At 71.3% G+C, this 20,299-nt stretch carries 19 protein-coding genes; 6 read left to right on the forward strand and 13 right to left on the reverse strand.

Annotated elements, in window-relative coordinates; translation table 11 throughout:
* Window position 1: 1 nt before the first annotated feature.
* The 10 genes from AB0I04_RS33075 to solA form a co-directional block, all read right to left on the reverse strand.
* Window positions 2-967: an aldo/keto reductase gene (locus AB0I04_RS33075; protein WP_360893394.1), complete on the reverse strand. Its 966-nt coding sequence runs from the start codon at window positions 965-967 to the stop codon at window positions 2-4.
* Window positions 942-2,441: an aldehyde dehydrogenase family protein gene (locus tag AB0I04_RS33080; protein ID WP_360893397.1), complete on the reverse strand. Its 1,500-nt coding sequence runs from the start codon at window positions 2,439-2,441 to the stop codon at window positions 942-944. Before AB0I04_RS33080 ends, AB0I04_RS33075 begins: the two co-directional genes overlap by 26 nt.
* Window positions 2,438-3,412, reverse strand: a complete 975-nt coding sequence (locus AB0I04_RS33085; RefSeq protein ID WP_360893400.1) for a M14 family metallopeptidase — start codon at window positions 3,410-3,412, stop codon at window positions 2,438-2,440. Before AB0I04_RS33085 ends, AB0I04_RS33080 begins: the two co-directional genes overlap by 4 nt.
* Before the next feature lie 21 nt (window positions 3,413-3,433).
* Window positions 3,434-4,825 (reverse strand): aminotransferase class III-fold pyridoxal phosphate-dependent enzyme, encoded by a 1,392-nt coding sequence (locus AB0I04_RS33090; protein ID WP_360893403.1) that lies wholly within the window; start codon window positions 4,823-4,825, stop codon window positions 3,434-3,436.
* Window positions 4,822-5,682: an ABC transporter permease gene (locus AB0I04_RS33095; protein ID WP_360893406.1), complete on the reverse strand. Its 861-nt coding sequence runs from the start codon at window positions 5,680-5,682 to the stop codon at window positions 4,822-4,824. The genes AB0I04_RS33090 and AB0I04_RS33095 overlap by 4 nt, the downstream gene beginning before the upstream one ends.
* Window positions 5,679-6,599: an ABC transporter permease gene (locus AB0I04_RS33100; protein WP_360893409.1), complete on the reverse strand. Its 921-nt coding sequence runs from the start codon at window positions 6,597-6,599 to the stop codon at window positions 5,679-5,681. Before AB0I04_RS33100 ends, AB0I04_RS33095 begins: the two co-directional genes overlap by 4 nt.
* 3 nt (window positions 6,600-6,602) lie before the next feature.
* Complete coding sequence (locus AB0I04_RS33105; RefSeq protein ID WP_360893412.1) at window positions 6,603-7,736, reverse strand: ABC transporter ATP-binding protein; 1,134 nt, start codon at window positions 7,734-7,736, stop codon at window positions 6,603-6,605.
* A complete protein-coding gene (locus AB0I04_RS33110) occupies window positions 7,729-8,838 on the reverse strand; it encodes an ABC transporter substrate-binding protein (protein ID WP_360893415.1) in 1,110 nt (369 codons plus the stop codon). The genes AB0I04_RS33105 and AB0I04_RS33110 overlap by 8 nt, the downstream gene beginning before the upstream one ends.
* A 138-nt stretch (window positions 8,839-8,976) precedes the next feature.
* Window positions 8,977-9,978 carry a succinylglutamate desuccinylase/aspartoacylase family protein gene (locus AB0I04_RS33115; RefSeq protein ID WP_360893418.1) on the reverse strand — a complete coding sequence of 334 codons (1,002 nt, stop codon included), beginning with the start codon at window positions 9,976-9,978 and terminating at the stop codon, window positions 8,977-8,979.
* A 28-nt stretch (window positions 9,979-10,006) separates the two neighbouring features.
* Window positions 10,007-11,140 (reverse strand): N-methyl-L-tryptophan oxidase, encoded by a 1,134-nt coding sequence (gene solA / locus AB0I04_RS33120; protein WP_360893421.1) that lies wholly within the window; start codon window positions 11,138-11,140, stop codon window positions 10,007-10,009.
* A 247-nt stretch (window positions 11,141-11,387) separates the two neighbouring features.
* On the opposite strand from solA, the gene AB0I04_RS33125 reads away from it, so the two are divergent.
* The 3 genes from AB0I04_RS33125 (at window position 11,388) to AB0I04_RS33135 (ending at window position 14,020) form a co-directional block, all read left to right on the forward strand.
* Complete coding sequence (locus AB0I04_RS33125) at window positions 11,388-12,146, forward strand: IclR family transcriptional regulator (protein ID WP_360893424.1); 759 nt, start codon at window positions 11,388-11,390, stop codon at window positions 12,144-12,146.
* Window positions 12,147-12,230: 84 nt separating this feature from the next.
* Window positions 12,231-13,508: a transposase gene (locus AB0I04_RS33130; RefSeq protein ID WP_360893427.1), complete on the forward strand. Its 1,278-nt coding sequence runs from the start codon at window positions 12,231-12,233 to the stop codon at window positions 13,506-13,508.
* An 11-nt stretch (window positions 13,509-13,519) separates the two neighbouring features.
* Complete coding sequence (locus AB0I04_RS33135; protein WP_360893430.1) at window positions 13,520-14,020, forward strand: MFS transporter; 501 nt, start codon at window positions 13,520-13,522, stop codon at window positions 14,018-14,020.
* Between the two features lie 14 nt (window positions 14,021-14,034).
* On the opposite strand, the gene AB0I04_RS33140 is transcribed toward AB0I04_RS33135, so the two are convergent.
* From AB0I04_RS33140 to AB0I04_RS33150, 3 genes are read right to left on the reverse strand one after another with little or no spacing between them, the layout of a single operon-like run.
* On the reverse strand, window positions 14,035-14,793 hold the full coding sequence (locus tag AB0I04_RS33140; protein WP_360893433.1) for an ABC transporter permease: 759 nt from the start codon (window positions 14,791-14,793) through the stop codon (window positions 14,035-14,037).
* Window positions 14,790-16,319, reverse strand: coding sequence for an ABC transporter permease subunit (locus AB0I04_RS33145; RefSeq protein ID WP_360893436.1), 1,530 nt, complete (start codon window positions 16,317-16,319; stop codon window positions 14,790-14,792). Before AB0I04_RS33145 ends, AB0I04_RS33140 begins: the two co-directional genes overlap by 4 nt.
* Entirely contained in the window at window positions 16,316-17,251 is a 936-nt protein-coding gene (locus tag AB0I04_RS33150) for an ATP-binding cassette domain-containing protein (protein WP_360893439.1), read from the reverse strand. Before AB0I04_RS33150 ends, AB0I04_RS33145 begins: the two co-directional genes overlap by 4 nt.
* 183 nt (window positions 17,252-17,434) lie before the next feature.
* Here AB0I04_RS33150 and AB0I04_RS33155 point away from each other — a divergent pair, with 183 nt between their 5' ends.
* The 3 genes from AB0I04_RS33155 (at window position 17,435) to AB0I04_RS33165 (ending at window position 20,280) form a co-directional block, all read left to right on the forward strand.
* Complete coding sequence (locus AB0I04_RS33155; RefSeq protein WP_360893442.1) at window positions 17,435-18,097, forward strand: response regulator transcription factor; 663 nt, start codon at window positions 17,435-17,437, stop codon at window positions 18,095-18,097.
* Complete coding sequence (locus AB0I04_RS33160; RefSeq protein ID WP_360893445.1) at window positions 18,094-19,239, forward strand: HAMP domain-containing sensor histidine kinase; 1,146 nt, start codon at window positions 18,094-18,096, stop codon at window positions 19,237-19,239. Before AB0I04_RS33155 ends, AB0I04_RS33160 begins: the two co-directional genes overlap by 4 nt.
* Before the next feature lie 69 nt (window positions 19,240-19,308).
* Window positions 19,309-20,280 carry a LysR family transcriptional regulator gene (locus AB0I04_RS33165; RefSeq protein WP_360893448.1) on the forward strand — a complete coding sequence of 324 codons (972 nt, stop codon included), beginning with the start codon at window positions 19,309-19,311 and terminating at the stop codon, window positions 20,278-20,280.
* The last annotated feature ends 19 nt before the right edge of the window (window positions 20,281-20,299 follow it).

Genomic DNA, 20,299 nt, shown 5'->3' on the forward strand with positions numbered 1-20,299 from the left:
TTCAGACCACCCGCTCGCCGGGGGTCACGATGTCGTCGAGTGCGGCCAGGTCGGCCGCGTCGGGGGTCCAGTCGGCCGCCGCCGCGTTGGCGGCGACCTGTTCGGGGGTCATGGCGCCGCAGATCACCGAGCCGACCGCGGGCAGCGCGGCCAGACCGCCCACGGCGACCTGCAGGAGCGTCAGGCCGCGTTCGGCGCCGAACGCGCGCAGCGCCTCGACCCGGTCGAGCGCCGCCTCGGTCAGCCAGCCCTCCCGCCACGACAGCCTGCTGCCGGGCGGCGGTGCCTCGCCCTTGCGGTACTTGCCGCTGAGCAGGCCGTTGGCCAGCGGATAGTACGGCAGCAGGCCGACGCCGAACCGACGACAGGCGGGCACCAGCTCGGTCTCGGCGGAGCGGTCCAGCAGGTGGTACCGCGCCTGCACGGCGGTGAACGCGGGCAGGCCGGCCGTGCGGGCCTGCCAGGCCGCGTCGGCCAGCGTCCAGGCGGGCAGATTGGAGCAGCCGACGTGGCGCACCTTGCCCTCGGCGACCAGCTCATCGAGCGCGCCGAGCGTCTCCTCGATCGGAGTGACGCCGTCGGGCTCGTGGTACTGGTACAGGTCGATGCGGTCGGTGCCCAGCCTGCGCAACGACTCCTCCACGGCGTGCCGCACGTACCGGGGCGCGCCGCGCGGGCCGTACCGGTCGGCCTCCTCGCCCATGCTCATGCCGAACTTCGTGGCCAGCACGACCTCGTCGCGGTGGCCCTTGAGCGCGGCGCCGAGCAGGCGCTCGCCGTCTCCGGCCGCCGCGCCGCCGTACGCGCCGTAGATGTCGGCGGTGTCGAACAGGGTGATCCCGGCGTCCAGTGCCGCGTGCACGATGGCGCGGGTGCCGTCCTCGTCGAGCCGGGAGGCGATGTTGTTGCCGCCCAGGCCGACGGTCGAGACGAGCGGGCCGTCACTGCCGAGCCGCCGGTAGCGCACGGTCACCTCCCTGCGTGAAGCCGAGGCAGACGTTCTTGACCTGCGTGTAGCTGGCGAGGGACTCCATGCCCTTCTCCCGGCCCCAGCCGCTGTGCTTGTAGCCGCCGAAGGGCAGTTCGACGCCCGTGCCGACGCCGGTGGCGTTGACGTACACCTGCCCGGCCCGGATCCCGGCCGCCAGGCGCATCGCCCGGTCGACGTCCCGGGTCCACACGTAGGAGGACAGGCCGTACGGGCTGTCGTTGGCGATCGCGAGGGCCTCGTCGGCGTCGTCGAACTCCAGCACGGTGATGACCGGCCCGAAGATCTCCTCCCGCGCGGTGCGGGCGTCGTTGGTGAGCCCGGTCAGGACGGTGGGCTCGATGAAGTACCCATCGGCCAGGGCCGGGTCCGCCGGCCGGCCGCCGCCGGCGCGGACGACCGCGCCCTCCTCCCGGGCCAGGGCCAGGTACCGCTCGACCCGGTCGCGCTGCCGGGCCGACACCAGCGGGCCGATGTCCGGGTCCGACAGGCCGGGGCCGGGCCGCATCGCCTCCGCGTGCTTGACCAGCAGGTCGAGGAACTCCTCCGCGCCCCGCTGCAGTAGCAGCCGGGTGCCCGCCGAGCAGGTCTGCCCGGCGTTGCCGAACGCCGAGCCCGCCACCGCGGCCAGCGCCCGGTCGAAGTCGGCGTCGGCGAAGACGACGACCGGGGACTTGCCGCCGAGCTCCACCACCGAGGGCACGACGTTCGCGGCGGCGGCCTGAGCCACCTTGACGCCGGTCGCGACCGAGCCGGTGAAGGTGATCTGGTCGATGCCGGGATGGCCGGCCAGCGCGGCCCCGGCGTCCTCGCCGTATCCGGGCACGACGTTGAGCACGCCCCACGGCAGCCCGCATTCGACCGCGATCCGGCCGATCTCCAGTGGGCTCAGCGGCGCCTCCGGCGACGGCTTGAGGACCACGGTGCAGCCGGCGGCCAGGGCCGGCGCCGCGCCGCGCGCGGTGTTCTGCAGCGGATAGTTGAACGGGATGATCTGCCCGGAGACGCCGATCGGCTCGCGGACGGTGTAGTCCAGCAGGCCGGGCCCGAGCGGGACGGTCGTGCCGGCCGGCTTGTCGGCGGCACCCGCGTAGAACTCGAAGTAGCGGGCCGCGGCCTCGACGTCGGCGCGGGCCTCGCGCAGCGGTTTGCCGACGTCCAGGCTCTCCAGCCGGGCCAGCGCCTCGCCCTGCGCGCGGATCTCGGCGGCGATGCGGGCCAGCAGGCGGCCACGGTCGGCGGCGCGCATCCCGGCCCACTCCGGGCAGGCGAGCGCGGCCCGCGCGGCGGCCACCGCCCGGTCCACGTCGGCCGGGGCGGCCCGGGACACCTCCGCGACGGGGGCGCCGCAGGACGGATCGACGACCGTGAAGGTGCGGCCGTCCGCGGCCGGGACGCGCTCACCGTCGATGAGCAGCCCGCGAACGTCCTGGCGTCCTGTATCGCCGGTCACGGCCGGATCTCCCCGCGCACCGCGCCGAAGATCACAACTTCGTCGCCGGGGCGTACGGTGCGGATCCTGCGCTGCCACAGCACGATGCCGTCCTCCGGGGCGCGGACCTCCTCCAGGGTGCGGCCGTAGTGGTCGACGACGCTGCCGAGCAGGTCGCCGGCCTTGCACTGGTCGCCCGGCCCGGCGTGGCCGAGGAAGAAACCACCGGCGGCCGAGCGGGCGAACGTCCCGGTGACCTCCGTGTAGCGGTCGCGCAGTTCGACCTCGCCGTCGATCATCTCCAGCCGGCGCATGATGTTGCGCACGCTCCCGACGTGCAGGTCGACGGTCCCCTCCCGGTAGGTGCCGCCGCCCGCCTCGATGGTGATGGCCGGTTTGCCCGCCTGCAGCGTCGACAGGCGCGCCGTGCCGCCCCAGGAGCCGCCCTTCCAGATCAGCTCGTGACTCGCCGCCAGACCGATCGGGGTCGCCAGCTCCTCGTATCCGCCCTGCACGATCGTGAGCGGGGCGATCTCCCCGAACGTCCCGCCGGTGTGCAGGTCGACCAGCGCGTCGACGGCCGGGATGACCTGCTCGACGAAGGTCGCGGCGAGCCGGAGCGAGAAGGAGCCGTCGGCGTCCCCGGGGAAGATTCGGTTGAGGTTGGCGTGGTCGAGGCCGCTGGTGCGGGCGGCGGCCTCGAAGGCGGGCGTGTTCACGCAGGGGATGCCGACGAGCGTGCCGCGCAGCGTGGCCGGATCGGTCTCGGCGAGGACGCGGCGGACCGCCTCCATCCCGTCGTACTCGTCGCCGTGCACACCGCCGTCCACGCACAGCACCGGTCCGGGCGCGGCGCCGTTGACCACGATGACCGGCATGCCGAGCTCGACGCCGTACGAGCTGACGCCGACCGGGATCAGGCCCTCGGCGCGTTCGCCGGGCGCGCAGGTCACCGGGCCGATGGTGTACGCGGTCGTGGTGTCCACCGTCATGTTCGATTCCTCGTTCCGTCGTCAGTGGATGGGGATGGCCGGGGTCGTCAGCCGCGCGGACGCGCGCTCCAGCGCGTCCGCGATGATGTCGACGATCCGGTCGAGCAGGTCCCGGTCGCCGACCAGCGGCGGCGCGATCTGCACCAGTGGCGCGGCGCGGTTGTAGACCCTCGCCAGCAGCCCGGACTCGCGCAGGGCACGCGGGATCAGGTCGCCGACGAGTTCGGCGCGGCAGGCGTCGCTGAAGCCGCCGTCCTCCCGGTCGCCGGACAGCTCGACGGCGTAGAAGAACCCGGCGCCGCGTACGTCGGCGACGATCGGCAGCGCGGCCAGCGCCGCCATCCGCTCGGCCAGGTGGTCCTGCAGGTCCCGCACGTTGTCCAGGACCCGCTCGCGCGTCATGATGTCGATGGCGCGCAGCGCGATCGCCGCGCTCACCGGATGGCCGCCGAAGGTGTAGCCGTGGTTGAGGACGGCGCCGGGGCGGTTCAGCACCTCCACGACCCGGTCCGCGACGAGCGTGGCGCCCATCGGGGCGTACCCGGCGGTGAGGCCCTTGGCGACCGTGACGATGTCGGGCCGGACGCCGTACCGGTCACCGCCGAACCACTCGCCGAGCCGGCCGAACGCCGTGATCACCTCGTCGGCGACCAGCAGGAAGCCGTACCGGTCGGCCAAATCCCGCAGCCCCTGCCAGTAGCCGGCGGGCGGCGTGATGCACCCGCCGCGGTTCTGGACCGGCTCGGCGATCATCATCGCGATCGTCTCCGGGCCCTCGGCCAGGATCGCGGCCTCGACGTCGGCGAGGAGGTAGGCGGTGAAGGCCGCGTCGTCGGCCATGCCGGCCAGCCCGTGGCGGTTGGTGTTGGCCACGAAGCGGGTCTCGATCGCCGGGTCGCCGTACGGCTCCCGCAGGCCCGGGTCGTCGGTCAGGGCCAGCGCGCCGAGCGTCAGCCCGTGGTAGGCGCCGCGCCGGGAGATGGCCTTGGTACGGCCCGGCTCACCGCGCAGCGCGTGGTACCGGCGGGCCATTTTCAGGGCGGTCTCCACGGCCTCGGCTCCCCCGGCGCTGAAGAAGACGTGGTCCACGCCTTCGGGTGCCAGGGCGGCGAGCCGTTCGGCCAGTTCGATGGCGGCCGGATGCGCCGAGGCGGACCACAGCGGGCTGAAGCACAGCTCGCGGATCTGTCGGTCCGCCGCCTCGGCGAACTCACCGGCGTAGGAGTAGCCGAGCTGGCAGCAGTACAGCCCGGACAGCCCGTCGATGTAGCGCCTGCCGTCGGTGTCCTCGACGTGGACTCCCTCGCCCCGGCGCAGCACGAACACCGGCGTGCCGTCGGGGCCGAGCGAGCCGTTGGACGTCATGTTGAGCAGCAGGTGCCGTGCCGCCAGGGTCGGCCATTCGGTGGTCATGGGGCCTCGTTTCCGGGGAGGGCCGCGGCCGACTCGACGGGGAGCAGACCGCTCGCCCGGCCCGAGCCCAGCCGGCGCGCGACGCCGACCAGCGCGAGGGCGAGCACGGCGACGGCGATGAGGACGGCGCTGATCGCGGTGACCGTCGGATCGACGTCGTAGTTCAGCACGTTGAACACCTGCACCGGCAGGGTGGTCGTGTTGACCGAGGACAGGAACTGGGAGATGAAGAACTCGTCGAAGCTGGTGATGAAGGAGAAGATCGCGGCGGCCACCATCCCGGGAGCGGCGAGCGGGAAGGTGATGCGCCGGAAGATCGTCAGCCGGCCGGCGCCCATGCTCGCCGCCGCGTCCTCCAGCCGCTCGTCGATGCCGCGCAGCGTCGCCATCAGGATGAGCACCGCGATCGGCGCGGCCAGCACGGTGTGGCCAAGGGCGATCGCGATCGGGCTGCCGAGCATCGCGGCCGGGTCGAACAGCAGGAACAGCCCGAGCGCGATGACCACCTGCGGGATGACCATCGGCGCCAGGACGAGCCCGTAGACCGCCGAGCGCAGGGGCAGGTCGCTGCGGACCAGCGCGGTCGCGGCGGTGACGCCCAGCACCAGGGAGAACACCGTGGTGATCGAGGCGACGAGCACGCTCAGGGAGAGCGCTCCGGGCCACTTGCTGCCGGAGGCGAACAGCTGGTGGTACCAGTTGAACGTCCACGAGTGCGGCGGGAAGGAGCCGAGCGCGTCGTTGCCGAACGAGGTCACGACGATCACCACGATCGGCATCGCCAGGAACAGCAGGATGACGGTGGAGGCGACGGCCAGGCAGATCCGCCCGGCCCAGGTGCCGCGCAGGCCGATCATGCCGCACCTCGCTGCCTGGCGTTGGCGCCGATCGCTCTGGCCAGGCGGAGCAGCGACAGCCCCGCGAAGGTGAGCAGTAGCAGGATGACGCCGAGCGCCGCCGCGCTGTTCCACTGGTTCTGCTTCATGACCTGGTCGTCGATGAGCGCCGCGACGACCGTCTGCTTGGTGCCGCCCATCAGTGCCGGGGTGAGGTAGTAGCCCAGGCAGAGGATGAAGCTGAGCACCGCGGCGTTGACCAGGCCGGGCGCGACCAGGGGCAGGTAGACGCGGCGGAACGTCACCAGGCGGCCCGCGCCCATGCTGGCGGCGGCGGCGAGCAGCCGCCGGTCCACGCCGCGCATCACGGCGTACAGCAGCAGGACCGTGTAAGGCAGCATGACGGACGTCGTGCCGATGATGACGCCGATCTCGTTGTAGAGCAGCTGGAACGGCGCGCCGGGGACGTGCAGGTCGACGAGCAGCTGGTTCACTACGCCGTGGTCGCCGAGCAGGATGATCCAGCCGTACGTGCGCACGAGCGCGCTGATGAAGTGCGGTACGACGACGATGAGCATCATCAGGCCGGCCCACAGCGGACGCAGGCGCGACATCGCGTACGCGAGCAGGAACCCGATGACCACGCTGATCAGCGAGGTCTCGACGGAGATCCGCAGGGTGGTGAGCAGGACGGCGAGGTTCGTGCCGCTGAGGGCGTCGGCGTACCAGTGCAGGGTCAGGCCGCCGCGTGCGCCTTTGAGGCTGAGCATCAGGGTGCTCAGGATCGGATAGACGAACAGGAGCAGCAGGTAGATCACGATGGGCGCGCCGTTGAGCAGGCCCGAGCGGGTACGGCGGCTGCGCAGCGAGCGGCGCAGCCGGTCCTTGGCGGTGGGCGCGGCGGAGGCCGGCACGGGGGCGAGAACGGATCCGGCCACGGCTCACCCGCTCTCTTCGAGGGCGAAGAGGCTCACGTCGCCGGCCTCGGCGGTCAGCCCCACCTGCTCTCCGGCGACGGGGGCACGGCCCGCCGGGAGCTCCAGCCGTACGAGGCTCTCGGCGCCCTGCGGCCGGACCCCGACGCGGACCAGCGTTCCCACGTAGGTGACCGTCTCGACGGTGCCGGTACAGAAGCCCTCGGCCGGCGCGCACAGGCCCACCCGGCCGGGCTGGACCGCGGCCTGGACCCGATGGCCGGGCGCGTACGAATGCGATCGTGCGGTCAGGAGCCCGCCGTGGTCGAGCCGGACCAGGGTGTGCTCGGCGGTGTGCTCCTCCAGTCGGCCGGACAGGAAGTTGGCCGCGCCGAGGAAGTCCGCGACGAACGCGGTCCGCGGCCGCTCGAACAGCTCCCGCGGAGTGTCGAACTGGTCGATGCGGCCGTCGCGCATCACCGCGATCCGGTCGGACAGGACCAGTGCCTCCTCCTGGTCGTGGGTCACGTAGATGACGGTCAGGCCCAGTTCGCGCTGGATGTTCTTGATCTCGGTCTGCAGCTGGTCGCGCAGCTTCTTGTCCAGGGCGCCGAGCGGTTCGTCCATGAGGATCACCGGTGGCCGGTACACCAGCGCCCGGCACAGGGCGACCCGCTGCTGCTGCCCGCCGGACAGCTCGCGCGGGCGCCGTCGGCCGTATCCGGTGAGCCCGGCCATCTCCAGGACCTGCCCGACCTGACGGCGAATCTCGGCCTTGGACAGTCCGCGCAGTTGCAGCGGGAAGGCGATGTTCTCCGCGACGGTCATGTGCGGGAACAGCAGGTACTGCTGGAAGACGAACCCGAGCCCCCGTTTCTGCGGGGCCAGCCGGGTGACGTCACGGTCGCCGACCTTGATGACGCCGGCGTCCGGTTCGACGAATCCGGCGATCATCATGAGGGTCGTGGTCTTGCCCGAACCGGAGGACCCGAGGAAGGTGACGAACTCCCCCGCCTCGATGTCCATCGACACCTCGTCCACCGCGACGACGCCCGCGTATGTCTTGCGCAGCCCGGTGGCGGACAGCGGTTTGCCGCTTCCCGCCAGTGTCCCGGCGCCGGCGCGTGGCTCGCGCTGCGACATCACTCCGGCCTCAGCCACGTGCCCATCCCCTCCAGCGCTTGATGACGGCGTCCTGGTTCTTGATCCACCAGTCGACGTCGAGGTCGAACCCGGTGTGCAGGTGCTCCGGGGAGCTGGCGAGGTTGGAGCTCACGGAGGCGGGCAGCTGCTTGTACGCCGCTTGGACGACCGGCCCCATGGGGTAGAGCGTGGCGAAGTGCGCCTGCACGTCGGGCCGCAGGGAGAAGTCGATGAGCTGGTAGGCCGCGTCGGTGTTGGCGGCGCCGTTCGGGATCCCCCACCCGTTGCTCTGCCGCCGCGCGCCGTTCCACTGGTAGGCCAGCGGCTGTCCCTGCTTGATGAGCGCGTCGAGCCGGCCGTGCCAGACGCTGGAGGCGACGACCTCCTTGCGGCCCAGCAGGACGCCGGGAAGGGCGCCGGTGTCCCAGTACTTCTTGACCGAGCCCTTGATGCGGTCCATCGCCTTGAACGCGCGGTCCACGTCGATGGGGTACAGCTTGTCGAGCGGCACGCCGTCGGCCAGCAGCGCGAACTCCAGTTCCGGCAGGTCCGCGTCCGGATTCTGCAGCGACCGGTTGCCGGGGAAGGTCTTGGTGTCCCAGAAGTCCGCCCACGACTGCGGCTTCTTCCCGCCGAACGCGTCGGTGCGGTAGGCCATCACGCTGGCCCAGTAGTTCTTGCCGATGGCGTTCGGGGTGACGAGGTTGGCCGCGATGCCGGCGCCCTTGAAGTTCTTCAGCCGGTCCTGGTCCAGCTTCTGCAGGGCGTTCTCCTTGCCGAACAGCACGAAGTCGGCCATCGAGTCGTCGATGACGTCGAACTGCGGCCTGCCCTGTTTGATCTGGGCGAGCATCTGCGCGTACTCGATGTTCACCACCTGGACGGTGATGCCGGTCTCCTTGGTGAACGGCTCGTAGATCGCCTTCTGGTTCGCGTCCCCGTACGTGCCGCCGCTGTTGCGGACGACGAGGGTCTTCTTGCCGCCGCCACCGCCGGCCGCGGCGCCCGCCGAACGGCTCGTTCCGGTCCCGCATCCGGTCAGCGACGTCGCGGTGATGCCCGCCGCGACTCCGCCGACTCCGAGGAGGAACGCCCTCCGGTCGATCCGTGCTTCTCTCATCGCCGATACCTCCAGGTCTTGCTGTCGTCTGTCCCGATCTGTCCCCGATGTGGTCCCTGCCGTGGTCACGCGTGGTGTGCGGGCGGGGTAAGGCGGGAGGTGGGCACCGGCCGCCTGCCGAGAGGAAGCGGGCCATGGTCACGCGCCTCCGTACGGGGCGGCGATCGCCGCGAGCTCCGCGCCGGGCGCGACGGTGAGGCCGTGCATGCCGTAGAAGATCCGGCCGGTCGCCGTCGCGGTGACCTTGTGCTCGCGGCCGTCGGCGGGGTCGATGACGCGGCCGATGACCTGGCCGGCGCTCACGTCGTCGCCCGTCCCGGAGTCCGGGTACCACAGGCCGGCGACCTCGGCGGTCACGGCTCCGGCCCAGACCCATTCGCGGACCGGCGGCGGCTGCGGGCCCGCGTCCCGCCGCAGCACGCTCAGGTGCTGCAGCAGCCGGTACAGGGACTCGGTCAGGGCGCGCGCCACGTCCGGGCCGCGCTCGCCGAGCCGGCCGGTCTCGACCAGGACGGCGGGAACGCCCTGCCGGGCGGCGGCCGCGTGGCTGTTGCCGCCCTCGGCCTTCAGGCCGAGGATGACGTCCTCGATCCCGAGCGCGTGCGCCATCGCCCGCGTCCTGGCGTCGAGGTCGGCGTCGCCGGTGAGCCGGTAGCCGACGAAGTCGCGGAGCGTCTCGTCGATGCCTCCGCTGTGCAGGTCGACGTAGGCGTCGGCACCGGCGATCAGGGCGTCGAAGATCCAGGCGGCCAGCCGCTCGGTCGGCCCTCCCGCCGGGTCGCCGGGGAACACCCGGTTGATGTTGACGCCGTCGAGCGGGGACGCGCCGAGACGCCCGTGGTAGACCGCCGGTGGGTTGGCCACCGGGCAGATCACCAGCCTGCCGTGCACCTCGTCGGGCTCGATCAGGGCGCCGAGCCGGGTCGCGGCGTCCACTCCGGTGAACTCACCGCCGTGCACGCCCGCGGTGATGACCACGGTCGGGCCGGGTTGCGCCCCGTTCACCAGGGTGACCGGGATGTCGACGGCCGTGGAGCCCAGGTCGGCCCGTACGCTGCCGCGGGCCTTGGTCCCCGGCTCGGCGCGCAGCGGGCCCACGGTCAGATCGCCGTGGCCGGTCGCGTGCGCTGAGGTCGTCATCTCACTCCTCTTCTCGCGGCGGGGCGGGTCAGGCCGCCGCGCGGCCGACGGTGGACAGGAAGTCGATCGGCCGGCCGGTGGTCCCGGTCAGCGCGAGGTCCGCCGCGATGTCGCCCATGGCGGGCGACAGCTTGAAACCGTGGCCGGAGAAACCGGCCAGCAGCACGACGTTCGAGGCGCCGGGCAGCGGGCCGACCAGGGGCCGGCTGCTGTCGGTGTAGCCCTCCATGAAGACCGAGAGCCGGATCGGATCGGGGTTCAGGTCGGGCAGGTAGCGCCGGAGCAGGCCGGTGAACACCTCCAGCTCCTCCGGCCGTACCGTCCGGTCCACCTGGTTCGGATCGTCGACCGGCCGGTGCAGCGCCCGGGACAGGCCGATCTTCACCGAGATCCCGTCGGGCGAGGGCAGGCCGTAGCAGTGGGTCGGCGCGGTCCGGATGAACGCGGGCCGTTCGGCGCCGGACCAGGCGTCGGAGGCGGGCACGTACCAGGCGTTGATGAGCCTGCGGACGTCCACCCCCCAGGGCAGGCCGGGGAGCAGTTCGTTGACCCACGGGCCGACGGTCACCACCACGGCGTCGAAGCGCTCGGTGTGCTCGTCCGTACGGACGTCGACGCCGCCGCCTGCGGGCACGATCTCGCGGACCGGGGTGTAACGGTGGATGCGCGCGCCCAGCCGCTCCGCCTCGCGGGCGGCGGTGACGACGGTGAGCTCGGGACGGACGTACCCGGCGTTGCGGTCGAGGACCGCGGCGTCGCCGTCCTCGAGCCGGAACTGCGGGAACCGCTTGGCGAGCGCGTCGGCGTCCAGCACCTCGTGCTCGAGCCCGTGCTCGGCGATCGACTCGAGCACGGTGCGCATCTGCTGGTGCTCGGCCGGTCCCATCAGGAGGCAGCCGGTCAGGCGGCGCAGCTCCCGGCCGCTCTCGTCCTGCAACCGGCGCCACAGTGTGTCGGCGTGCTTCAGCAGCGGCACGTAACGCGAGTCCTCGAAGTGGGCGCTGCGGAAGATCCGCGTCTCGCCGCCGGCCGCGCTGCGGTCGTGGCCTGGAGCGAAGCGGTCGAAGCCGACGACCTCGGCCCCGCGGGCCGCCAGCCGCCAGGCGGCCTGGCTGCCCATCGTCCCGACGCCGACCACGGCGACGCGCTTCCTGGGTACCACGGAGGACTCCTCTTCGTCTCGAGGGGTGGACCGACTCTTGCTCGTATCGCGGGAGAGGCGTATTCGAAGGGGAACGCGCGCGGGTTCGCCGCGCGGGGAGCCGGGAGACGAAGGTGTGTCACCGAAGGCTCGTGCCACTATGTGGCATGGCGTGCTATTATTTGGCACAAGCTTGAGGGTTGCCAGAGATCAAGTCAAGGGGTCTCTTCACCGGAGACCGGGATTTAACTGGGGAAACCTCGTGGAAATGAAGAGCGTGACGCGTAGCCTGCGGCTCTTGGAAGCAGTGGCTCAGCATCAGCCGGTGACCGTGGGAGAGCTCGCGAAGCTCTATGGGATTCCCAAGTCGACGGTCCAGCGCACCCTCGTGACGCTGCACGAGGCGGGGTGGCTGCGGGCGAGCCGGGGCGACACGACCCGCTGGGAGATCGGCGCGCGCGTGCTCGCCGTCCGTCCGGCCGCCCTGCAGGGAGCGAGCCTGTTCGCCGCCGCCCGCGAGCCCATGGTCCGGCTCCGGCAGGCGCTCAACGAGACGATCCACCTGTCCGTCCCGGACGGACTGGACTGCATGGTCGTGGTCGACCGGGTCGACTGCGACCGGACGGTGCGCACCTTCCACGAGATCGGCGACACCTCACCGCTCCACGCCACCGCGACCGGACGCGCCATACTCGCCCACCTCCCCACCGCGGACGTGGAGGAGTTCATCGCCCAGGGGCTGGAGAGCTACGGCGAGGCGACCATCACCGACCCGGAGGAGCTGCGCGCCGAGCTCGAGCGCGTACGGCGGGACGGATACGCGCTCAACCGTAACCAGTACCGGCCCGACGTCGCCGCGATCGCCGCGCCCATCTTCGACGCCGACAACACTCCCCTGGCCACCCTCGCCATCTCGATGCCCGACTCCCGGTACGAACCAGACCGGGAGTCGGAGCTGGGCCGGCTGATCGCCGACACGGCCACCGAGATCAGCACCCGCCGCCTCGGCGGAATGACCGGGATGTAACCGGCCGGCAGCCGCTACCAGGCGTCACCGTTGAATTCGTGGAGTTGCCCCTGATGTCGGTGCGCACTTGTAGGGTCACTTTCCGTGAAGTTGGTGGTGCAGGTGAAGCTGTTGCCGTCGCCTGAGCAGGCGGAGGCGCTGGCGGCGACCCTGCCCCTGTGCAACGCCGCGGCCAATGAGGTGTCGGCGGTCGCCTTCGAGGAGGGCGTGTTCGCGCGGCAGAGACTGCAGAAGCTTGTCTACGCGGATGTGAAGGCGCGGGGGTTGTCGGCGCAGCCGGCGTTGCATGTGATTCGTAAGGTCGCCGATGCCTACACCACGTTGCACGCCCAGATCGAGGCGGGCCTGCTGGGTGGTGAGGATTCGCGTCGGCGTCGTAAGGCGGAGTCCAAGCCAATCGTCTTCCGGGCTGATGCGGCTCAGCCGTTCGATGATCGGTGCCTGTCGTGGCAGATGGACGCCCGGACCATCTCGATCTGGACCCCCCACGGCCGGGTCCGGGGCATCGCCTTCACCGGCGAGCCGGGGCAGGTGAAGTTCCTTGCGGCCCACCGTAAAGGCGAGACCGATCTGGTGCGCCGCGACGGGATGTGGTTCCTGATCGCGACGTGTGAGGTCGAGGAGACCCCGCAGTTCGAGCCTGCCGATTGGATCGGGGTGGATCGGGGGATCGTGAACCTGGCCACCACCTCTGATGGCGACAACCACCAGGGCAAGGGCCTGCAGCGGTATCGCAGGCGCCAGGCCCGGCTGCGTGCCGAGCTGCAGGCCAAGAAGGCCGCGGGTAGCCGGTCGGCGGCGCGTCGTCTGGCTCGCCGGTCGGCGCGGGAGGCGAGGTACGCCTCGAATGAGAACCACAAGATCAGTAAGCGGATCGTGGCCGATGCCCGACGCACCGGACGCGGTGTCGCACTTGAGGAACTGAGTGGGATACGCGATCGGGTACGGCTCAGGCGGCACCAGCGGGCCACTCTCTCTTCCTGGCCGTTCCACCAGCTCGGTGAGTTCCTCCAGTACAAGGCGCTGCGGGCCGGGGTGCCGTTCGTGGAAGTGGATCCGGCCTACACCTCCCAGGCATGTCCCGTGCCGTGGTGCGGGCACACCATGCGGGCCAACCGGCCCGATCGCGATACTTTTCGTTGTCGCCGGTGCGGGTTCGCTGGCCCCGCCGACGTCATCGCCGCCACCAACATCCGCAAACGGGCGTGTGTGGCGTGGGCATTCGTCAGCATGCCCGTCCCGACCCCCAATCCTGGGGTGAAGGGAGATGCGACCCTGGCGCGACGGCCAGCCGCGACGGGGAGCGCGACAAGGCGTGAACACCCGAGCCGCAAGCCCGACCGTTCACGGCCAAGAAGCTGACCCTCCTCTACATGCCGATCGAGGTGGCCCTGCCGCTGTACGTGCGGGGGACGCTGCACACCGGCGCGTCCGGCCTGGGCCTGCTCTGGACCGCGCTGGGCGTCGGGGCGCTCGCGGGCGCCGGCCTGGTCGACCGGCTCCGCAACCTCCCCCAGCGCCCGCTGCTCATCACGATCATCGCGTTGTGGGCGCTGTGCCCGATCGCGCTGGCCGGCGTCGAGAATCAGACCGCGGCGATGGTCGTCTTCGGACTCGGCGGCCTGATCTGGGCCCCGTTCACCCCCGTCGCGTACAGCTTCCTGCAGTCGGGCCTCCGGCCCACCGAGCAGCAGCCGGTGGTCACGCTCTGGACGACGGGCTCGACGGTCGCCGCCCCGCTCGGCCTGCTCGCCGGCGGCCCGCTGATCGCCCTGACGGGCGTCGACACCAGCCTGTTCCTCTCCGGCCTCCTGACCCTGCTGCTGGCCCCGCTGGCCGCCTGGAGCGTGCTGACACGGGCGGAGGTCCGATGACGTCCGCGAGGTGTTCAGGCGTCGCGTCTTCGCAGCAGCAGGCCGCCTGCCAACAGCGCCCCGGTGGCCCACCCGGCGGTCACGCCAAGACCGGCCCAGGGGCCGATGGGCAGGCTACGGAGGTCGGTGGTGGCTTGGATCGTAAGCCCGGCGCTCATCGGCGCGATCTGCTGGAGCAGGCGCTGCCAGTGCGGATCGCCGATCGTCTGGGAGAGGATGGGAAATAGGTAGAGCAGGCCGAGGACGATCCCGATACTGGCGGCGGAGTCCCGCACGGCGGCCGCGATACCGAGGCTGAGAAGGGCGATCAGAATCAGGTAGAGGACCGTCCCGACGACCGCGCGCAGCGTCGGCCCGTCGGCCAGGGACAGGGCCCGGTCGCCGAGGTCGGGCAGGACGATCCGCCCGGCGAGCACCGACCCGAGGACGGCGGCGGTTCCGCCGACGGCCACGACGCCGGTGAGAGTAATGGCCTTGGCCCCGAAGGCGGTGGCTCGCCGCGGCACCGCTGTCAGGGTGGTGCGGATCATGCCCGAGCTGTACTCGCTGCTGATGACCAGCACTGCCAGGATGGCGACCGGCGCCTGGCCGATGTAGACGCCCATAAGGGTGATCTTGGTCGTGTCGCCGCCGCAGCCATTGGCCGTGCAGTTCACCACCGAGGTCGCCACGGTGCTGAGGGCCACTGTCGCCGCGACGGTACCGAGCAGCAGCCAAAGGGGGCCGGCGACGGTCCGTATCTTCGTCCATTCCGCGTGCAGTGCCGGTCTCATGCGTCCCTCCTGTTGAGAAGGACGGCGGCCACGGCCAGGCTTGCCACCGCGTAGCCGGCCAGGACGGCGAACCCGGCCCATGGCGCCAGCGGGTAGTAGCCGTAGTAGGGCGTGTAATTGCTTGCGACCTGGTGATACGGCACAAGTGTCTGCTGGACGGCGAAAGCCGCGCCCGGTGTCACCGTGGCCACTCCCTTCGACACGCTCGCGGGCAGGAACGGGATGGCGATCAGGATGTAGGGCAGCACGATGGCCACGATGACGGTGGTGACCGCGCCCGCACTGTGCCGGAAGACGGCGCCGACGGAGAGAGCCAGGACCGAGGCGGTCGCGAGCAGCGCCGCGGTCCCGAGCGCCACCCGCAGTTCGGTCGAGGATGACACCGGGAAGATGAAGACGCCGTTGCCCCGGGCGAGCCGCTCACCGAGCGGAGTCGCGAGGATCGTCCCCACCAACCCGGCGACGAAGGTGACGGCCCACAACACGATCGCCTTGGCCACCAGCACCCGGCTCCGCCTCGGACTCGCGGCCAGGGTGAGCCGGATCATCGTGTTCCGGTACTCCGCAGTGATGAACAGCGCCCCCACGACGATCATCGCGATCAGCGCGGCGAACGTGCCGGTGAGGATGTCCCGGAGGAGGCCGCCGGTCGGCAGGCTGTCACGGACGGCGGGCGCTATGTCGCCGGCGCCGGTCACCGTGAACCGGGCGTCGGATCGCGTGACCGAACCTGAGCCGTCCTCCGGGTAGCCGGCGAAGCTGGGGGATTTGGCTCCCACCTGATCGCCTGTCCAGTTGCCGCCGGCCCAGCCCCCCTGGGTACGAAGATCACCGAAGGTGGCAGTGGACACACTGCCGCGCGTGCCCCCGCCGCCCACGACTTGCGGAGAGGCGACGAACAGCCCGACCTGCGCGGTCGATCCGAGCCCGCTCACCCGCGCGGTGCCCACCTTGGTCCAGTTCGTGCCGTCCGTGGAGGCATAACCGGTGATCACGTCGCCCGAGCGGTCCAGCCGCAGCCGGCGGGGAGACGTGGCGGAGACCGGGCCGGGGAGGCCGGCCGTGTCGTTGACGTAGCCGTCCTGCATCCGCACGCCGTGGCTGCCGGTGACCATGATCGCCGCGTACGGTGTTCCCTGGCGGGTGCTCTCCTTGACGATGAGCCCGGCCTTCGCCCACGGCACGATGCCGGGCCGCAGGTCCCCGGGGCGCTTGGGGATGCTGCTCTTGAGCGCGGAGACGGAGACGGTGATGCTGCCGTTTCCGGCGAGCGGCCGGTGCACGAAGTAGAAGCTGTCGGTGACGGGTTCACCGCCCGGTCCGATCGGAACGGGTGGTGCGCCCTTCTGGTTGCCACTGGCCCCGGCGAGCAGGGCGAACAGCACCATCATCAGTGCCGCCACCACCGTGCCCGTCACCCAGCTGCGGACGGTCCGGAACTTGGTCCATTCCGCGTGCAGCACCTGGGGGAAGCCGTCCCGCCCGACCCGTTGGCCGGGTCGGTAAGGCGTAACGGTAGGGGTCACCGTGACACCTCCGTGGGCGTCGCGGCGCGGAACTCGACCGCCTCGCGGGTGAGCTCCAGGTAGACGTCCTCAAGGGTGGCGCGGTGTGCTGACACCTCGGAGAAAGGCACCGCGCTCCCGCTGAGCAGCGTCACGATCCGATCCGCGGGCAGGCCGGAGACGGTGATGGTGTCGCGGCCGGTGGCCGCCACGGTCGCGCCGGCATGCGCGAGCACCCTCATCGCGTGCGTCCCGGCCGTGGTCCGCAGGGCCACCCGGTTCGCGGAGGCGGCCGCGATCAGGTCGGCCACGCCGGCGTCGGCGATGGCCTTGCCGCGTCCGACCACGACCAGATGGTCGGCCGTGTCCTGCACCTCGCTCATCAAGTGGCTGGAGACCAGCACGGCGCGGCCCTGAGCGGCCAGCGACCGCAGGAAACCGCGCATCCAGATGATGCCGTCGGGGTCCATGCCGTTGAACGGCTCATCGAGCATGATGATCGGCGGGTCGCCCAGCAGGGCCGCGGCGATCCCGAGCCGCTGGCGCATGCCGAGCGAGTAGCCGCCGGCCTTGCGGCGGGCCGCCGAGGTCAGGCCGACCTGCTCGATCACCTGGTCCACCCGCCGCGCGGCCAGGCCCTGCGAATGCGCCAGCCACAGCAGGTGGTCACGAGCGCTGCGGCCGGGGTGCAGCGCCGCCGCGTCCAGCAGTGAACCGACATGGTTCAGCGGGCGCCGAAGACTGCGGTACGGCCGGCCCCCGATCAGCGCGGTGCCCTCATCAACCGCGTCCAGGCCGAGGATCACCCGCATCGTGGTGGACTTCCCGGCCCCGTTCGGCCCCACGAAACCGGTCACCACACCCGGACGGACGGTGAAGGACATGCCGTCGAGGGCCAGGGTCGCCCCATACCGCTTGCGCAGTCCGGCGACGACGATCCCTGCCGTGCTCATCGCAGCGAACTCACGGTTCGAAATGGATTCATGCCGACGGTTGTACGCGGCACCCGGTTCCAGCCCGGTCGCAGCGGCTGCGACCGGGCTGGAACCTGGGATCTGGCATCGTCAACGCATGGCACCTCGACCCGATGGCCGGTTCGGCCGCCCCGCCCGCACGACGACCGGCGGTGAGCGGCGGTGAGGGTCCTCGTCGTCGAGGACTTCGAGGTCCTCGCCCGCTCCATCGGCACCGGGCTGCGCCGCGAGGGCATGGCCGTCGACGTCGTCCTGGACGGAACCGCCGCCCTCGATCGCCTGGCCGTCACCCGCTACGAGGTGGTGATCCTCGACCGCGACCTGCCCGGCGTCCACGGCGACGAGATCTGCCGGCAACTCGCCCACGGCCGCTGCGAGACCCGCATACTGATGCTCACCGCCTCCGACACGATCGAGGACCGCGTCGACGGGCTCAGCCTCGGCGCCGACGACTACCTGCCCAAGCCGTTCGCGTTCACCGAACTGGTCGCCCGCGTCCGTGCTCTGGCCCGCCGCGCCACCCCGCCACTACCGCCCACCCTGGCATGCGGGGACATCACGCTCGATCCGGCCCGCCGCATCGCGTTCCGGGCCGGCCGGCGCCTTGAGCTGAGCCCCAAGGAGTTCGCCCTGCTCGAATGCCTGCTCGCCGCACCCGGCCTGGTCATCTCCGCCGAGGAACTACTCGAACGCGTCTGGGACGAGGCCGCCGACCCCTTCAGCAGCGCCGTCAAGCACACCATGCACCGGTTGCGGGCCAAGCTCGGCGACCCGCCAGTGATCGAGACCATCCGCGAAGGCGGCTACCGCATCGGATCGTCATGACCTCCCAGCAGCTCGCCAGAAGGTCCTTGCAGACGCGGCTCGCGCTCGCCTACGCGGCGGGTATCTACGCCGCCGGAGTCTTCGTGCTCGTACTCGTCGACGTCCCGCTCGCCAGCGTCCAGTCGGCCAAACCCCAAGGCCAGGCCTCATCGAGCGCGATCACGGGAACCGGGCACGGGATCAGCCTGCCCCAGCTCCTCGCGGGATCCGCCGTCGCCTTGGTCATCCTGATTCCCGTCGCCCTGGCTCTCGGCTGGTTCGTCGCCGGCCGGTTCCTGCACCCGCTTCGAGCCATCACCGCCACCGCCAAAATCATCTCCGCCGGCGACCTCCACCGGCGCCTCGACCTCGGCGAGCCCACGGACGAGCTGACCGAACTCGGCCATACCCTCGACGACCTGTTCGCCCGCCTTCAAGCCTCCTTCGACGCCCAACGCCACTTCGTCGCCAACGCCTCCCACGAGCTGCGCACCCCCCTCTCCGGGCTGCGCACCCTCCTCGAAGTCGCTCTCGCCGATCCCGACGCCGACGCTGACGCCCTGCGCTCGGCCTGCCAGGAGGCCCTCGCTCTCGGCGGACACCAGGAACGGCTCGTCAAGGCACTGCTCGTCCTGGCCACCAGCGAGCGCGGAATCTCTCGCTGGGACACCCTCGACCTCGCTCAAGTCGCCGAAGGAGTGCTCGCCTCCCGTCGGGACCGAGCAGCGGAGAGAGGCATTGACCTCACCGAACACCTAACGCCCGCAGTGACGGCCGGGGATCCGAGACTGATCGAAAGCCTCATCGTCAACCTCATCGACAACGCCATCCGCCACAACCGCCCAGGCGGGCACGTAGAGATCACCACCCAGACCTCCGGCACGCAGGTGACCCTTACGGTCACCAACAGCGGGCCGGTCATCCCCGACGACCAGATCCAGCGCCTCTTTCAACCCTTCCAGAGACTGGCGCCCGATCGTAACGGCCGCCGCGACGGCTACGGTCTCGGTCTCGCCATCGTCAACGCCGTCACCCAGGCTCACCACGCCACCCTCACCGCCGGCGCACGCCCCGAAGGCGGCCTGTCCATCACCGTACGGTTCGCGCACGCATCTCATCCGAGCCTCCAACATCAGAGCGGCTCGGCTGCTCATCTGCGATAGAGGCTTCGTTACCGACGGGCCGCGTCCGGCGCTTACCGTCGTGTTCTGTGGGGGTGGGATAGTCGGGCGGTGATCAGTTCGCGTCAGCTCGAGTACTTCCAGGCCGTGGCGAGGGAGCTGCACTTCACTCGGGCCGCGCGGGAGCTGCGGATCGCCCAGCCCGCACTGTCCCAGCAGATCCGAAAGCTCGAACGCCAGCTCGGCGTGGTGCTGTTCGAGCGGGACAACCATCGGGTGGCGCTGACCGAGGCCGGTTCGGCGCTGCTGGAGCGAGCCGACCGGATCCTCGCGGACATCGGCGCGGTCGAGGACGAGATGCGCGGGTGGGGCGGCGGTACACGCGGCCGGATCCGGCTCGGGGTGGCGCGCGGACTCATCGCGGGGATGTCCAGGCTGCTGGCCGAGTTCTGCGCCGCCTATCCCGGGGTCGAGATGCGGTTCCGCGAGATGACCACCGGGGAGATGGTGGAGGGCTTGCTGGCCGGGCGGCTGGACGTGGCGACCGTGGCCGAGGTGCCGCGGAACGAGCCCAGGCTGGCCACCCACTCACTCGGTGAGGAACCACTGGTGCTGATCGTGGCGCCGGCCCCCTCGCCGGGGCATGTCACGCCCGCCGTCTCCCCGGACGCCGCCTCGCCGGGCGCGGTGTCGCCGGGCGCGGCCTTCGCGCCGGGCGATCGGGCGAGGGTGGCCGGCCTGGGCGATCTCGACCTCGTCACCTATCCGCCCGGGTCGGTCGTACGGGAGGTGGTCGCGGGGGCGCTGGCCGACGCCGGGATCTCCGGGCGGTTCCGGTTCGAGACGCGCGACTACGGGACGGCGCGGTCGCTGGTGAGCGTCGGGCTCGCCGCGGCCGTGCTGCCGCGCTCGGTCGCCACCGAGCCCGGCCCGCCCGTACGGGTGATCGATCTGGAGCCGGTGCTGACCTGGCGGCCGTCGCTGGCCTGGTCCGCGGTACGGGTGTCGCCTCCCGCGCTGAAGGTCTTCGTCGACTTCGTGGCCGAGCACGGCGATATCCTCGGCCTATCACCGCGAGGCTGATCAGATATTGGACGTATGA

Origin of the sequence: Actinoallomurus sp. NPDC050550 (genome assembly GCF_040655075.1) — a bacterium.
Taxonomy (GTDB): domain Bacteria; phylum Actinomycetota; class Actinomycetes; order Streptosporangiales; family Streptosporangiaceae; genus Actinoallomurus.

Excerpts from the sequence above, each read along its gene's own strand:
- AB0I04_RS33085 (WP_360893400.1), bottom strand. The coding sequence starts at position 3,412 with ATGACGGTGGACACCACGACCGCGTACACCATCGGCCCGGTGACCTGC.
- AB0I04_RS33090 (WP_360893403.1), bottom strand. The coding sequence starts at position 4,825 with ATGACCACCGAATGGCCGACCCTGGCGGCACGGCACCTGCTGCTCAAC.
- AB0I04_RS33095 (WP_360893406.1), bottom strand. The coding sequence starts at position 5,682 with ATGATCGGCCTGCGCGGCACCTGGGCCGGGCGGATCTGCCTGGCCGTC.
- AB0I04_RS33110 (WP_360893415.1), bottom strand. The coding sequence starts at position 8,838 with ATGAGAGAAGCACGGATCGACCGGAGGGCGTTCCTCCTCGGAGTCGGC.
- AB0I04_RS33115 (WP_360893418.1), bottom strand. The coding sequence starts at position 9,978 with ATGACGACCTCAGCGCACGCGACCGGCCACGGCGATCTGACCGTGGGC.
- AB0I04_RS33125 (WP_360893424.1), top strand. The coding sequence starts at position 11,388 with ATGAAGAGCGTGACGCGTAGCCTGCGGCTCTTGGAAGCAGTGGCTCAG.
- AB0I04_RS33135 (WP_360893430.1), top strand. The coding sequence starts at position 13,520 with ATGCCGATCGAGGTGGCCCTGCCGCTGTACGTGCGGGGGACGCTGCAC.
- AB0I04_RS33140 (WP_360893433.1), bottom strand. The coding sequence starts at position 14,793 with ATGAGACCGGCACTGCACGCGGAATGGACGAAGATACGGACCGTCGCC.
- AB0I04_RS33150 (WP_360893439.1), bottom strand. The coding sequence starts at position 17,251 with ATGAGCACGGCAGGGATCGTCGTCGCCGGACTGCGCAAGCGGTATGGG.
- AB0I04_RS33160 (WP_360893445.1), top strand. The coding sequence starts at position 18,094 with ATGACCTCCCAGCAGCTCGCCAGAAGGTCCTTGCAGACGCGGCTCGCG.